At 69.3% G+C, this 13,505-nt stretch carries 14 protein-coding genes; 7 read left to right on the top strand and 7 right to left on the bottom strand.

Going from position 1 to position 13,505, the window contains the following annotated elements:
- Positions 1-36: 36 nt before the first annotated feature.
- Complete coding sequence (locus tag AB0876_RS23710; RefSeq protein ID WP_491840674.1) at positions 37-858, top strand: DUF4333 domain-containing protein; 822 nt, start codon at positions 37-39, stop codon at positions 856-858.
- Positions 859-992: 134 nt separating this feature from the next.
- Here the strand turns inward: AB0876_RS23710 and AB0876_RS23705 are convergent, their stop codons facing one another.
- Together AB0876_RS23705 and AB0876_RS23700 are read right to left on the bottom strand one after the other, a co-directional pair.
- Complete coding sequence (locus tag AB0876_RS23705; RefSeq protein ID WP_491840675.1) at positions 993-1,982, bottom strand: 5'-3' exonuclease; 990 nt, start codon at positions 1,980-1,982, stop codon at positions 993-995.
- Complete coding sequence (locus tag AB0876_RS23700; RefSeq protein WP_491840676.1) at positions 1,979-2,839, bottom strand: hypothetical protein; 861 nt, start codon at positions 2,837-2,839, stop codon at positions 1,979-1,981. Before AB0876_RS23700 ends, AB0876_RS23705 begins: the two co-directional genes overlap by 4 nt.
- An 87-nt stretch (positions 2,840-2,926) precedes the next feature.
- Here AB0876_RS23700 and AB0876_RS23695 point away from each other — a divergent pair, with 87 nt between their 5' ends.
- Complete coding sequence (locus AB0876_RS23695; RefSeq protein WP_491840677.1) at positions 2,927-4,054, top strand: M24 family metallopeptidase; 1,128 nt, start codon at positions 2,927-2,929, stop codon at positions 4,052-4,054.
- A 6-nt stretch (positions 4,055-4,060) separates the two neighbouring features.
- Here AB0876_RS23695 and AB0876_RS23690 read toward each other — a convergent pair whose 3' ends face one another.
- The gene (locus tag AB0876_RS23690) at positions 4,061-4,486 is read right to left on the bottom strand and encodes a F420-dependent biliverdin reductase (protein ID WP_019343992.1); all 426 of its coding nucleotides are present in this window, start codon (positions 4,484-4,486) and stop codon (positions 4,061-4,063) included.
- Between the two features lie 35 nt (positions 4,487-4,521).
- On the opposite strand from AB0876_RS23690, the gene dprE2 reads away from it, so the two are divergent.
- From dprE2 to AB0876_RS23665, 5 genes are read left to right on the top strand one after another with little or no spacing between them, the layout of a single operon-like run.
- Positions 4,522-5,298 carry a decaprenylphospho-beta-D-erythro-pentofuranosid-2-ulose 2-reductase gene (gene dprE2, locus AB0876_RS23685; RefSeq protein WP_491840678.1) on the top strand — a complete coding sequence of 259 codons (777 nt, stop codon included), beginning with the start codon at positions 4,522-4,524 and terminating at the stop codon, positions 5,296-5,298.
- Entirely contained in the window at positions 5,295-6,476 is a 1,182-nt protein-coding gene (gene cbiE / locus AB0876_RS23680; RefSeq protein ID WP_491840679.1) for a precorrin-6y C5,15-methyltransferase (decarboxylating) subunit CbiE, read from the top strand. The genes dprE2 and cbiE overlap by 4 nt, the downstream gene beginning before the upstream one ends.
- A complete protein-coding gene (gene cobM, locus AB0876_RS23675; protein WP_491840680.1) occupies positions 6,473-7,228 on the top strand; it encodes a precorrin-4 C(11)-methyltransferase in 756 nt (251 codons plus the stop codon). The genes cbiE and cobM overlap by 4 nt, the downstream gene beginning before the upstream one ends.
- Positions 7,228-7,959 (top strand): cobalt-precorrin-6A reductase, encoded by a 732-nt coding sequence (locus AB0876_RS23670; RefSeq protein WP_526043091.1) that lies wholly within the window; start codon positions 7,228-7,230, stop codon positions 7,957-7,959. Before cobM ends, AB0876_RS23670 begins: the two co-directional genes overlap by 1 nt.
- Positions 7,960-7,986: 27 nt before the next feature.
- Complete coding sequence (locus AB0876_RS23665) at positions 7,987-9,546, top strand: adenylate/guanylate cyclase domain-containing protein (protein WP_491840682.1); 1,560 nt, start codon at positions 7,987-7,989, stop codon at positions 9,544-9,546.
- Here the strand turns inward: AB0876_RS23665 and AB0876_RS23660 are convergent.
- The 4 genes from AB0876_RS23660 to AB0876_RS23645 all read right to left on the bottom strand — a co-directional run bounded on the left by AB0876_RS23660 (position 9,536) and on the right by AB0876_RS23645 (position 13,500).
- Positions 9,536-10,609, bottom strand: a complete 1,074-nt coding sequence (locus AB0876_RS23660) for a phosphotransferase family protein (protein WP_526043274.1) — start codon at positions 10,607-10,609, stop codon at positions 9,536-9,538. The genes AB0876_RS23665 and AB0876_RS23660 overlap by 11 nt on opposite strands.
- A complete protein-coding gene (locus AB0876_RS23655; protein ID WP_491840683.1) occupies positions 10,606-11,244 on the bottom strand; it encodes a TetR/AcrR family transcriptional regulator in 639 nt (212 codons plus the stop codon). The genes AB0876_RS23660 and AB0876_RS23655 overlap by 4 nt, the downstream gene beginning before the upstream one ends.
- A gap of 97 nt (positions 11,245-11,341) precedes the next feature.
- Entirely contained in the window at positions 11,342-12,877 is a 1,536-nt protein-coding gene (locus AB0876_RS23650; protein ID WP_491840684.1) for a precorrin-2 C(20)-methyltransferase, read from the bottom strand.
- Positions 12,874-13,500, bottom strand: a complete 627-nt coding sequence (locus AB0876_RS23645; protein ID WP_491840685.1) for a precorrin-8X methylmutase — start codon at positions 13,498-13,500, stop codon at positions 12,874-12,876. The genes AB0876_RS23650 and AB0876_RS23645 overlap by 4 nt, the downstream gene beginning before the upstream one ends.
- Between the last annotated feature and the right edge of the window lie 5 nt (positions 13,501-13,505).

The following is a 13,505-nucleotide window of genomic DNA, read 5'->3' as shown; positions in this document are numbered from 1 at the left end:
TGTCGGGGGCGACACCGAACAGGATCAAGGAGAACCATGAGCGGACCGCAGGGACCTGACCAGGGACAACCATCGCCCGGTCAGCAGCCCGAGCCCGGGTCGGACCAGGCGCCGGGCGCCGAGGCGTGGCAGCCGCCGACTCCCGCCTCCGAGGACGCCTCGACCAACGCTCCGGCCTGGCAGCCCCCGGCGTACACGCCACAGCAGTATCCGTCGTACCCGCCGCAGCCAGGTGTGCAGCAGCCGGACTATTCACAGCCGCAACAGCCCCAGCAGCCGCAGTACCCCGGGCCTGAGCAGTACGCCCAGCAGCAGGCGTACCCGCAGCCCGGCCAGCAGCCCCAGTACGGCCAGGTGCCCGGTTATGGACAGCAACCCCCGTACGGTCAGCCCGGACAGCCGGGTCAACCCGGCCAGCCAGGTCAGTTCGGTCAGCCGGGGCAATACGGTCAACCGGGCCAGTACGGTGCTCCCGGTCAGTTCGGTCAGTACGGCATTCCAGGTGCCGAGCAGGGCTCGAAGGCATCCCTCGGAGTGATCGGTGGCGTCGTCGGCGGCGTTCTCGCCGTCATCGTGCTGGTGGTCTGCATCCTCGGTTTCTGGAAGCCGGGCTTTTTCGTCACGACCAAGCTCGACATCGACAAGGCCCAGAGCGGCGTCGAGCAGATCCTCACCGACAAGACCAACGGCTACGGCGCCACCAAGGTCACCGGCGTCAAGTGCAACGACGGCGAAAACCCGAAGGTCGAGAAGGATGCGACCTTCGACTGCGAGGTCACCATCGACGGCACCAAGCGCAAGGTCACGGTGACGTTCAAGGACGACAAGGGCACCTACGAGGTCGGCCGGCCCAAGTAGCCCGTCGGCCGGGTAGTGCCTCCGGCCAGGTAGCCCTCCGGCGTCGTTTTCTACTGCAGGGTCGTTTCTCCGCCGCGCCGGGAACCACCCTGAGGTAGAAAACGACTCGGATCAGTGACCGCGAACCCGCGCGATCAGCCGGGCAGTCGGTCCAGAGCCGCCTGCAACCGGCTGATCGACGAGGTCACGCCGTACGCTTCCGCCAGTTGGGCGACCCGCGCGGGGTCACCGGCAGCCAGTGGCAGCTCATCGGTTGCATTGGATAGCGCGACCGGAGCATCCGTGGCCACCCGCACCACCGGTTCGGCCGCGGCCATATAGTCGGCGGCGGCCAGCAGTTTGGCCCGATGTGCTTTGGACAGTGAAGATTTCGGGTCCTGAGCGGCTTCCTGGATGCCCACCAGCGAGCCATGCCGGGCCAGTAGCGTCGCGGCCGTCTTCTCGCCGATCCCGGGCACCCCGGGGAGACCGTCGGACGGGTCGCCCCGCAGCAGAGCCAGCTCCGCGTAGGCCGGCCCGGCCCGGTCGATCGGAACCCCGTACTGCTCGGCCACTTCCAGCGGGCCGAACTTCGTCGCCTTGGCCAGACCGCGGCCGATGTAGAGCACCCGGACCTCGGGGGCCGGCTCGTCGCGCACGAGTTGCAGCAGGTCACGATCGCCGCTGACCACCACCACGGGATCGTGCTGCTCGCGGGTGGCCAGCGTGCCGAGCACGTCGTCGGCCTCGAACCCGGCCGCCCCGGCCGTCGCGATGCCGAACGCGTCGAGCAGCTCCATGATCATGTCGACCTGCGGGGTGAGCTCGTCGGGAACCTCTTCGACGTACAGGGGGGCCGCCGGAGCCGCTCCGGCGGCGACATCCGGCAGAGCCTGGGGCTCTTCGACCCGGTGGGCCTTGTACGACGGCACCAGGTCCACGCGCCACTGCGGCCGCCAGTCGTCGTCGCGGCACACCACCAGCCGGCGTGGCCGCTCCCGGGTCACCAGCGTGGCAATGGAATCGAAGAACCCGCGCACGGCGTTCACCGGCCGGCCATCGGGCGCCTTGATCGACGACGGCACCCCGAAGTACGACCGGAACCACATGCTGGCGCCGTCGAGCAGCAGGACGGGGTCGCTCATCGGGTTTCCTCCATCCGACCGAAGACATAGGACGCGGCGGTGACGGCTTTGCCGTCGGCACCCTCGTCGTGCAGGGTCGCGCGCACCGCGATGGTGCCATCCGCCCCGGGCAGCACCTGGGTGTCGACCCGGAACGGGCCGGCCTTGCCGCGAGCCAGGAACATCACATGCGACGAAAGACCTTGCAGTGCCTCGGTCTTTGCCGCGCCGGCGGCGGCGTCGGCAGCGGCCGCCTCCAGGATCACGAACTGCGGCCCGATGTGCAGCGCGGCGTCCGGTGAGGCCACCTCGACTGCCAGTTCCGGCAGTGCCCAGTGCCCATCGGTGCGTTTGGTCCCGCCGAACACCTGCCACAGCGGCGGCAGATCCGGACCGTCGACGATGTCGATCGGGTCGACCGGCATCTTCCCCAGCCCCTCCGGTGGCACGCCGATCGAGATTCCCTGCCCCTCGGTGAGCGCGATGACCCGGTCCGGATTGTCGGCGTCGACGATCACCGACCGGCTGTAGGCCAGTTGCCTGCCCTGCTTGAGCACTTCGGTGTCCACCCGGATGCGCTTCACATCGCGCGCCGGGTCCAGCACCTGGCAGGAATGGATGACCGGATTGGGCACGGCCTCCAGATCGCTCACCCCGCCACTGTCCGGGGAGGAGATGCCCAGCACCGCGAGCAGCACTCCGCCGGTTGCGTTGCGCATGTCGCGGCGCAACGTCACCGTGTCGTCGACCGGGCCCAGATCCATCGAGGAGTAGGAGCGGCCGAGGTAGCGGTAACTCAGCAGGCCGCCCCAGCGCCGACGCAGCTCGGCAGCGTAGGCCTCGGGATCGTCGGTGAGATCACGGATATCACGCAACATTCCAGCGACAGTAGCCGGTGCGAGGTGGCGCCCCTGGGCGGACACTCGGACGGACACCGGCGCGACGCAGCGATTAGCCTCGACCCCATGACCGTCAGCCGATTCAGCACCGATGTCTACGCCCACCGTCTTTCGGCGGCCGCGTCAGCCGCCGCGGATGCCGGCCTGGCCGGTCTGGTCATCACCCCGGGATATGACCTGAGGTACCTGGTCGGCTCACGGGCGCAGACCTTCGAGCGGCTGACCGCACTGGTCCTGCCTGTCACCGGTGATCCGACCATCGTGGTGCCGCGCCTGGAGCTGGCTGCCTTGCGGGAATCCGCGGTCACCGATCTCGGTGTGACGGTGCGTGATTGGGTGGATGGCCAGAATCCCTACCAGATGGTGGCCGAGGCACTCGGTGGAACCGGCGTGAAGACAGCGGTCACCGACTCGATGCCCGCGCTGCACCTGCTGCCGCTGGCCGACCTGCTCGGGGTAGTCCCGGTGCTGGCCACCGACGTGCTGCGGCGGCTGCGGATGATCAAGGACCCGGCCGAGATCGACGCGCTGCGGAAGGCTGGTGCGGCGATCGACCGCGTGCACGCCCGGGTTCCCGATTTCCTGGTGCCCGGCCGCACCGAGGCTGACGTGGCCGCTGACATCGCCGAAGCGATTGTGGCCGAAGGGCATTCAGAGGTGGCGTTCATCATCGTCGGCTCCGGCCCCAACGGCGCCGACCCACACCACGAATGCTCGGAACGCGAGCTGAGCGCAGGCGACGTCGTCGTCGTCGACATCGGCGGGCCGTACGAGCCCGGCTACAACTCCGACTCCACCCGCACCTACAGCATCGGCGAGCCGGATCCTGAGGTGGCGCGGCGCTACGCGGTGCTGCAGCGGGCCCAGCAGGCGGCCGTCGCGGCGGTACGGCCCGGCGTGACCGCCGAACAGATCGATGCGGCCGCCCGCGATGTGCTGGCGGCAGAGGGCCTGGCCGAGGCGTTCGTCCACCGCACCGGACACGGCATCGGACTCTCGGTGCACGAAGAGCCCTACATCGTGGAGGGGAACGACCTGACGCTGGAAGCCGGGATGGCGTTCAGTGTGGAGCCCGGCGTGTACTTCCCGGGGCAGTGGGGCGCCCGCATCGAGGACATCGTGGTGGTCACCCAGGACGGCGCGGAGTCGGTCAACAACCAGCCGCACGATCTCGTCGTGGTGCCGGTTCGGTAGGGGGAACTAGCCCTCGCTGCGGTCCAGCAGCTCCGAGGAGCCCAGCACGCGCTCGATCCGTACCTCGATCACCACGCGGCGGGGATTCACCCGCGGGGTGCGGTAGCGCTGGGCATACCGAAGCTCGGCGTCGCGGACGGCGTCGGGCTCGCTGCTCACCGTGGACTTGCCCTCCAGCGACAGCCAGCGCGCACCGTCGACCTGGCTGAGGACTGCGATGCCACGCTCGTGCGCGTTCACCGCCTTCTGCGAACCACCGTTGGTGATGACCCGCGCGATGTGGGTCTTCGGGTCGAAGGTGAAACCGACCGCCACGACGTGCGGGGAGTTGTCCGAGCGCAGCGTGGTGAGCATCGCGAGGTGACGTTCGGTGAGGAACGCCAACGCTTCGCTGGTGAGCTTGGTGGTTGCCTTGCCACGAGATGTAGCCATCGGGGTCCACGCTAGCGCAGGACATAATCGCTGCCATGGAGGACACAGCAGACACGGCCGGGATTGCCGGCACGGATCCCCGTGTCGTGGTGATTTTCGGGGGTCGTAGCGAGATCGGTGCCGAACTCGCGGTGCGGCTCGCCGCCGGAGCGGTCGTCGTGCTGGCCGCCCGCCGTGCCGATCAGCTCGATGAGCAGGTTGCTGCGGTGCGGGCGGCGGGCGCTGCGGCGGTACACACCGTCGAGTTCGATGCCGACGACGTCACCGGTCACACCGGCGTGGTCGAGTCGATCGAGGCCGCGCACGGGCCGATCGGCACCGCGGTGCTGGCCTTCGGGGTGCTGGGGGATCAGGACCGCGCCGAGGCCGACCCGGCCCACGCCGTGGCCGTCGTACACACCGACTATGTGGCCCAGGTCGGCCTGCTGACCGTGCTCGCTCAGCGCATGCGCGCCAGGGACCGTGGCCGACTGGTGGTGTTCTCCTCGATCGCCGGGGCCCGGGCCCGCCGGGCGAACTACGTCTACGGTTCGGCCAAGGCCGGCCTCGACGCATTCGCCTCCGGCCTGACCGACGCCCTGCACGGAACCGGCGTGCACCTGCTGATCGTGCGGCCCGGGTTCGTGATCGGCCGGATGACCGAGGGCATGGATCCGGCGCCGTTCTCCAGCACCCCGGCCCAGGTGGCCGACGCCGCGGCCAAGGCGCTGCGCAAGGGCAAGCGCGCAGTGTGGGTGCCGTGGGTGATCCGCCCGATGATCTTCGTGACGCGGTTCGTGCCGCGGCCGATCTGGCGCAAGATGCCCCGATGAGTCCGACGATCACCGTGGTCGGCATCGGGGCCGACGGGATGGCCGGATTGTCGCGCACGTCGCGCGACGAATTGGCGCGCGCCACCGTGGTGTACGGCTCACCCCGGCAACTGGAACTGCTCGACGACAGCGTGACGTCGGACCGGCGCGAGTGGCCGTCGCCGATGCTGCCCGCGCTGCCGACACTTTTCGGCGACGCCGATGTGCATGTGGTGGCGAGCGGGGATCCGCTGCTGCACGGCATCGGCGCGACGCTGATCCGGTTGTTCGGCGCGCAGCAGGTTCGGGTGCTGCCGCATGTGTCGAGCGTGACGCTGGCCTGCGCCCGGATGGGGTGGCCGATGCCCAACACCGAGGTGATCAGCCTGGTGACCGCCGCGCCGCACACCGCGGTGCGGCGTGGTGGCCGGGCGGTGGTGCTGTCGCGCGACGCGCAGACTCCTGCCGTGCTGGCAGGACTGCTGAGCGAATCCGGCCGGGGCGATTCGGAATTGACCGTGCTGGAGCAACTGGGCGGGTCAGGGGAGCGCCGCCACGACGGCCTCGCCCGGGACTGGGCGAGTACACCGCCGGCCGGAATCGACGACCTCAACGTGATCGCGGTGTCCTACCTTCCCGACGAGCGCCGGGCCCAGGCGCTGCCGGACGAGGCGTTCACTCATGACGGGCAGCTGACCAAGCAGTCCATCCGGGCCGTCACCCTGGCCGCGCTGGGACCCCGACCTGGGGAGCTGCTGTGGGATGTCGGCTCGGGCTCGGGCAGCATCGCGATCGAATGGTCGCGCAGCGCAACCGGTTGCGCGGCGATCGCATTCGAACGGGATGAGCAGCGGCGGGACCGGATCATCGGCAACGTCACGGCGTTCGGGGTCCGGGTGGACGTGCGGGGTGGTGCGCCCGAGTCGCTCGACGGTGCGCCCGATCCTGACGTGATCTTCGTCGGCGGCGGCGTCACGCAGCCCGGGCTGCTGAAGGCGTGCTTCGACCGGCTGCCCTCAGGTGGACGGCTGGTGGTCAATGCCGTCACGCTGGAATCTGAAGTAGTTGTCGCGCAATGGTATTCGAAGGAAGGCGGCGAGTTGCGGCGTTATCAGCACTACCAGGGCGGTGCGATCGGCGGATTCACCGGCTGGCGTCCTGCGCTGCCGGTGACCCAGTGGGCGGTGGTCAAGCGATGACGGTGTACTTCATCGGCGCCGGCCCCGGCGCGGCCGACCTCATCACCGTGCGCGGCGCCAAGCTGCTCGGCAGCTGTCCGGTGTGTCTGTACGCCGGGTCGATCATGCCCGACGATCTGCTGGCGTTGTGTCCGCCCGACGCCAAGGTCGTCGACACCGGTCCGCTGAACCTGGATCAGATCATCGACGAGTTGGTGGCCGCGGAGCGCGCGGGTGTCGACGTGGCCCGGCTGCATTCCGGCGATCCGTCGATCTACAGTGCGTTGGCCGAACAGTGCCGCAGGCTCGACGAACTAAGCATCGGGTACGAGATCGTGCCCGGTGTACCGGCATTCGCGGCGGTGGCCGCGGCCCTGGGGCGCGAACTCACCGTCCCCGGCGTGGCCCAGACCGTCACCTTGTCCCGGGTGGCCACGCTGTCCACGGCGATGCCTGAGGGTGAGGATCTGCGCACGCTGTCGGCCCCGGGCGCGACGTTGGTGCTGCACCTGGCCGCCGCCCAGATCGACAACATCGTCCCGCAGCTCCTCGACGGCGGGTATCGCCCCGAAACCCCGTGTGCGGTCGTGGCATTCGCCAGCTGGCCGCAGGAGATCGTGCTGCGCGGCACGCTCGCCGACATCGCCGAGAAGATGCATGCCGCCGAGGTGACCAAAACCGCGGTCATCGTCGTCGGCGATGTCCTTGCCGCGGAAGGGTTCTCCGACAGCTACCTGTACTCGTCGGATCGGCGTCGCGGGGCCACCCACTGATGAAAGTCCTGCTGCTCGGTGGCACCGGGGAGGCTCGAGCCCTGGCCGCGGCGCTACACCCGGAGGTCGAGGTGATCAGCTCGCTGGCCGGGCGGGTCCCCGACCCGGCGCTGCCGGTCGGTCCGGTACGCATCGGCGGGTTCGGCGGTGTGGACGGTATGCGGCGCTGGCTGGTCGAGGAGCGTGTCGAGGCGGTTGTCGATGCCACCCACCCGTTCGCCGCCACCATCACCGCGCACGCGGCACAGGTGTGCGCCGAACTCGGCGTGCCGCATCTGGTCCTGGCCCGGCCGGCCTGGGCCCCAGGAGCGGCGATCGTGGTGGGATCGGACACCGAAGCCGCCGAAACGGTGGCGGCCAACGGCTATGCGCGGGTGTTCCTCACCACCGGCAGATCCGGCACCCGGGCGTTCAAAGGCATCGACGCCTGGTTCCTGATCCGGGCCGTCACGCCGCCCGACTCCGACACGCTGCCTGCCGATCACGAACTGCTGCTGTCCCGCGGGCCGTATGACTACGACGGGGAACTGGCACTGCTGCGGGAGCACCGCATCGATGCGTTGGTGACCAAGAACAGCGGCGGTGCGATGACCGAGCCCAAACTGCGGGCGGCCGAGTCGGCGGGCGTGGCGGTGGTGATGGTGGACCGGCCGGCACTCCCACCCGGCGTGCAGACGGTCGCCACGGTCGCCGAGGCTGCGGGCTGGGTTAGAGCCAAAACCGCAGGCTGAGGCACCCCGCAGCAGTAGGCTCCGAACGTGGCGGAGACGTCATATGCACCGTGCGGCGGTCTGAGTCTCGCCTACCAGGTATTCGGAGACGGGCCCGTCGACCTTGTCTACGCCGGTTCGTTCGTCAGCCATCTGGAGCTGTTCTGGACGATGCCCGAGTTCGAGGCCTTCATGGAGCGGATCTCGACGTTCTGCCGGGTCCTGCTGTACGACAAGGCCGGCGTCGGGCTTTCGGATCCCGTCCCGCAGGTACGCACGCTCGACGAACGGGCGGCCGAGATCGAGGCCGTGATGGATGCCGCGGGGTTCGGCCGTGCGGTGCTGTTCGGGTTGAGCGAGGGCGGACCCGCGGCGATGCTGTTCGCGGCGACCCGGCCCGAACGCACCCAGGCCCTCATCCTCGCCGGCACCTTCGCGTACTTCGGTATCACCGAGTGGGCTGACTTCGACCGTGACCCGTCCGAGCTGCACGCGCGGATTCTCACCGAGATGGGCGAGGACTACACGCCCTCGACCCGGCAGCTCGCCACCTTTCAGGAATTCGGCCGCGCCAGCACCTCTCTGTGGGGTACCGGTGCGGCACTCAAACTCCTGCTTCCGGACGCCGGTTCGGTGCGCCAGCTCGGGATGGTCGAGCGGATGAGTGCCAGCCCGGGAATGGCCCGGGCCACGCTGGGGGCACTGTTCCGGATCGATGTGCGGTCGGTCCTGTCGACGATCACCGCGCCGACTCTGGTCATCCATGCCACCGGCGATCTGGTCCCGATCCAGGGCGGGCGGTATATCGCCGCCCGCATTCCGGGTGCGCGGCTGTTCGAGGTGGACGGCACCGACCATGCGCCCTGGATTGCCAACCCCGACGAGATCACCAGCAAGATCGAGGAATTCCTCACCGGCAGCCATGCCGCACCGTCGCAGTCGCACCGGGCGCTGCGCACGGTGCTGTTCACCGACATGGTGGCCTCCACCCAACACGCCGCGGCCACCGGTGACGAGCGGTGGCGGGCGGTGCTGCATCGGATGGGGGAGATCACCGGTGACCTGACCGGTCGATTCGGTGGTGTCGTGGTGAAGAGCACCGGTGACGGACACCTCGCCACATTCGACGGCCCGACACAGGCGATCCGCTGCGCCGAGGCGCTGCGCGATCAGACCGAGACCATGGGCATCGAGATCCGCGCCGGCATCCACACCGGCGAATGCGAGCTGCTGGACGGCGATATCGGGGGAATCGCCGTCCACATCGCGGCGCGCATCCTCGGGTTGGCCGGCGCGGGGGAGATCCTGGTGTCGAGCACCGTCCGCGATCTCGTCGTGGGCTCGGGAACCGGCTTCCAGGACCGCGGCGACGTCCAGCTGCGTGGGGTGCCGGGCACCTGGCGGCTCCTGGCGGTCGATCGCCACGGCGCGCGGGCCGGAACGCCCGAAGCGGAGCTGGCCGCGGTGCCCACGCCTGGTCCGAGGCCCACGATGCGTCGATCGGATCAGGCCATGGCGGTGATGGCACGGCGGATGCCTCGGATCGTGCGGGGGATTGCCCGCGTCACCCCTGGCACCCGGGTCACGGGACCGCCGGTCAGACGTTGATCAGATCGAGCGTGCCGAGTTCGCGGATGGCCTGGCAGCCGCGCTGGGCCATCACCACCATCATGTCGTCGCCGCGCTCGGTGGAACTGGCGAACGCGGTGCCCAGCACCGTGATCAGCGGCGCCTGCAGCATGCCCAAACGGTAATCCTGCCAACAGGTTTCGCGGTCATAACCGGTGACACCGTGGGACAGTAGCCGGTCGTGGTAGGCCGTGACGAGGTCGGCTTCGGCGGCAGCCCGGACGGTCGGATCCAGGCTGGTCGCGGTGAAGTACGACAGGTCGCGAGCGGGCAGGCCGGAGCCGAGAGTCTGCCAGTCCACCACGGTGATCCGGGTCCGGTCGGGGTCGAACAGCATGTTGTCCAGGCGGTAGTCGCCGTGCAGGATCGCGAACCGGTCCGGTTCGGCCAACAGCCACGGGGTGACGACCGACATCGCGGCACGCATGGTGTCCTGGTCCTCGGTGCTCAGGCGTGCGCCGATCTTGTCCAGCGTGATGTCGGCGGCCATCTTGGCGACGTCACCGAATCCCTTGGCGGAGTCGGGCTCCGGCTTGGGCATGGCGATACCGGGAAAGTTGGCCCACCGCGGGTCGGCCCACGTCGGCCCGTGCAGGTCGGCGAGTGCCAGGACTGCCAGCGTGGCCTCGGCCGGGGTGCAGCCGGCGATCTGATCACCCTGCTCGGCCGGCGCCATATCGGCGAGGAGCAGGACGAAATCGGTGCCCTCTCCGGCGATCTCGCAATGGTGGCACTGTGGGACCGGGATCTGTACGTGGTCGGCGACATTGGTGTAGAACGCATGCTCTGAGCGGTACCCGATGGTGACGCGGTCGCGCACCGTCTCGTCCTGTGACGGCAGCTTGACCGCGAACGTACCCGGAAGAACATCGTCGTCGCGGTAGGTGACCGACACCCGGTAGGTGGCACCGGTCTGGCCCGTGCCGATCGGTGCGGTCTGTACCGAATCCACTTCGGCACCAAGGACCTTCGACAACCATCCGGCGGTCACCTCGGCAGGTTTGCCCGGGATGGACATGGGGATGGAACCCGCCGCGGTCATCGAATCGTCCCGTAGATCGAGCCCATCCACATTGCCTCAGCACCTTCCGATAGTTGTTGTCGCGACAGCGGTCCACCGAGGACGAATCGTTCGACCAGTCGATCGTTGAACTCGATCAGCAGGCTCGCGAGTACCACCGGATCGGCGCCGTCGGGCGCCCGGCCTGCGGCGCGTTCGGCGGTGATCACGGTGGAGACGGTGGGGACGAAGGACTCGCGCGCCTGGTCCCACAGATCACGAACCGCCCCGCTGGATCCCCGCGCCTCCAACATCGCTTGCACCAGGTAGCGATGATCCTCGGCTGTCCGCAGCACGGCCTCGATGGTGTCGTGGACGCGGTCTCGGGGTGGCCGGGTCGCGTCGGCCAGGATGTTGTTGGCGGCGAACAACGCGTCGTACATGGGCTCGACCAAGGCTGCGACGGCGGCTGCCTTGTTCTCGAAATAGAAATAGAACGCGGATCGACCCACCCCGGCCTGGCGTGCCACCTCGGCGATGTTCAGCGCGTCGAACCCGGTCTTCTGCAGGTGCTCGTTGAGCGCCTCCAGGATCGCGGTGCGGCGCTGATCGCTGCGTTGGGGTTGCCGACGGTCGACCGGTGACCGCGCGGGTGCGTCCTGTGGTGCCGTCGGCATGGTGGCCGGCCCTCCCATTTCGAACGGGTGTGACGCCGGACACTATCGGTCCTACTGACAGCTGTCAATGAATCTCGACGCGCGTCAGTCGATGAGCTCAGCCGGGGTACTGGCGCGGGGTGAACACCCGGTCCTCGGTGGTGTCACCGGCCGCCGAGCCGCTGTACCACTGCGTTTGCGACGAGCCGATGATCAACATCGTGCGCATGTCCACCTGGGCGGGATCCAGATCGGCGAGTCGGACGACGGACACCCGTTCGCCCGGGCCCGGCTCGGCGCCGGAGACGGCCCGTGCGACGACCACCGGGGTACTCGGATCGCGGTACTCCAGCAGCAACTCGCGCATGGCGCCCACCTGCCAGGTCCGCGTCTTGGAGGCCGGGTTGTAGATCGCCAGCGCCAGATCGGCCTTGGCCGCGGCGGTGAGACGCTCGGCGATCACGTCCCACGGCTTGAGCCGGTCGGACAGCGAGATCACCGCGTAGTCGTGGCCGAGCGGGGCGCCCACCCGGCTGGCGACCGCCTGCGCGGCCGTCATCGCGGGGATCACCCGGACCTCGACGCCGGGCCACTGCTTGGCTTCCTCGAGCACCGCGGTGGCCATGGCGAATACGCCGGGATCGCCGGAGGACACGACCGCAACCGTCCGGCCCTCCTGGGCCAGCTTGCAGGCCAGCTGCGCGCGGGCCGGCTCGTCGGTGTTGTCGCTGGGGTGATGGTGCTGCCCGGCGCGGGCCCCGACCCGATCGAGATACGGGCCGTAGCCGATCAGGTCGGTGGCGGCGGACAGTTCGCGGCGGCTCTGCGGGGTCATCCAGTCCGAGTCGCCCGGTCCGAGGCCGACGACCACGACACTGCCCTGAGGTGTGGTGGAACGTGACCGGCCGGGCACCATGGCCAGGGAGAAGTACGGCACCTTGACGTCCGTGGCGCCGTCGCCGCCCACCTCGGCCGCCGGCGACACCCGCTGCCGGTCGGTGCTGGCCCGCTCGACGTAGTACGCCTCGTCGAGTCGTCCGGTCGACTCCAGGGCTTCCCGCACCCGGGTGTACGAACGGCCCAGCTTGAGCACGACGGCGGCGTCGGTGTCGGCCAGGCGGCGTTCCAGCTCTGCGGTGGGCAGTGTGCCGGGCAGGATCGTCAACACGTCGTCGCCCTGCACCAGCGGAGTGCCCGTGGCGGCCGAGGCCGCGCTCACCGAGGTGACACCGGGAACGATGACGGCATGGAATCGCTCGGTCAGCCGGGTGTGCATGTGCATGTAGGAGCTGTAGAACAGCGGATCGCCCTCGGCCAGCAGGGCCACGTCGCGGCCGGCCTCCAGGTGCGCGGCGATGCGCTCGGCCGCGGCGGCATAGAAATCTTCCATCGCGCCGACGTACCCGCCGGGGTGCTCGGTGGTCTCCGTGGTGACGGGGTAGACCAGGTGTTCCTCTAGCTGACCTTCGCGCAGGTAGGGCTCGGCGATGCCCCTGGCGATGCTGTGACCGTGTTTGGCGCTGTGGTAGGCCACCACGTCCGCCGCACCGATCAGGCGGGCCGCCTTGACCGTCACAAGTTCCGGATCGCCCGGGCCTAGCCCGACGCCGTACAGGGTGCCCCGGGTTTCACGTTCTGACGCCGTTGTGCTCACTCGTGCTCACTCGCAATCGAATTGACGGCGGCCGCGGCCATGGCGCTGCCACCGCGCCGGCCGGTCACCACCAGATAGGACATGCCACGCGGGCGCTCGACCAGTTCCTGCTTGGACTGCGCCGACCCGACGAAACCGACAGGCCCGCCCAGCACCGCGGCCGGCACGGGCGCACCCTCGTCGAGCAGTTCCAGCAGCCGGAACAGTGCTGTCGGCGCGTTGCCGATCGCCACGACCGCCCCGCCGAGGCGGTCGGCCCACAGGTCGACGGCGGCCGCCGACCGGGTGAATCCCAACTTTGCTGCCAGCTCCGGGGCGCGCGGATCGGCCACCAGTGAGACGACTTCGTTGTCGGCGGGCAGTCGCGAGCGGGTGATCCCGGCCGCGACCATCGACGAGTCGCACAGCACCGGGGCGCCAGCGGCGAGGGCGGCGTGTGCCCTGGTCACGACATCGTCGGAGTAGGAGACGTGATCGGCGACGTCGACCTGGCCGCAAGTGTGGATCAGCCGGACGACCACCCGCGACACATCGTCGGGGAAGCGCGACAGGTTCGACTCGGCACGGATCGTCGCGAATGACTGCCGGTAGATCTCGGCGGCGTCACGGATGTAGTCGAGCACCCGCA

This window comes from Mycobacterium sp. NPDC049093 (genome assembly GCF_040704635.1).
Taxonomy (GTDB): Bacteria; Actinomycetota; Actinomycetes; order Mycobacteriales; family Mycobacteriaceae; genus Mycobacterium.
The sequence above is the reverse complement of the archived record's forward strand: the minus strand, read 5'-3'. Positions and strand labels throughout refer to the sequence as shown.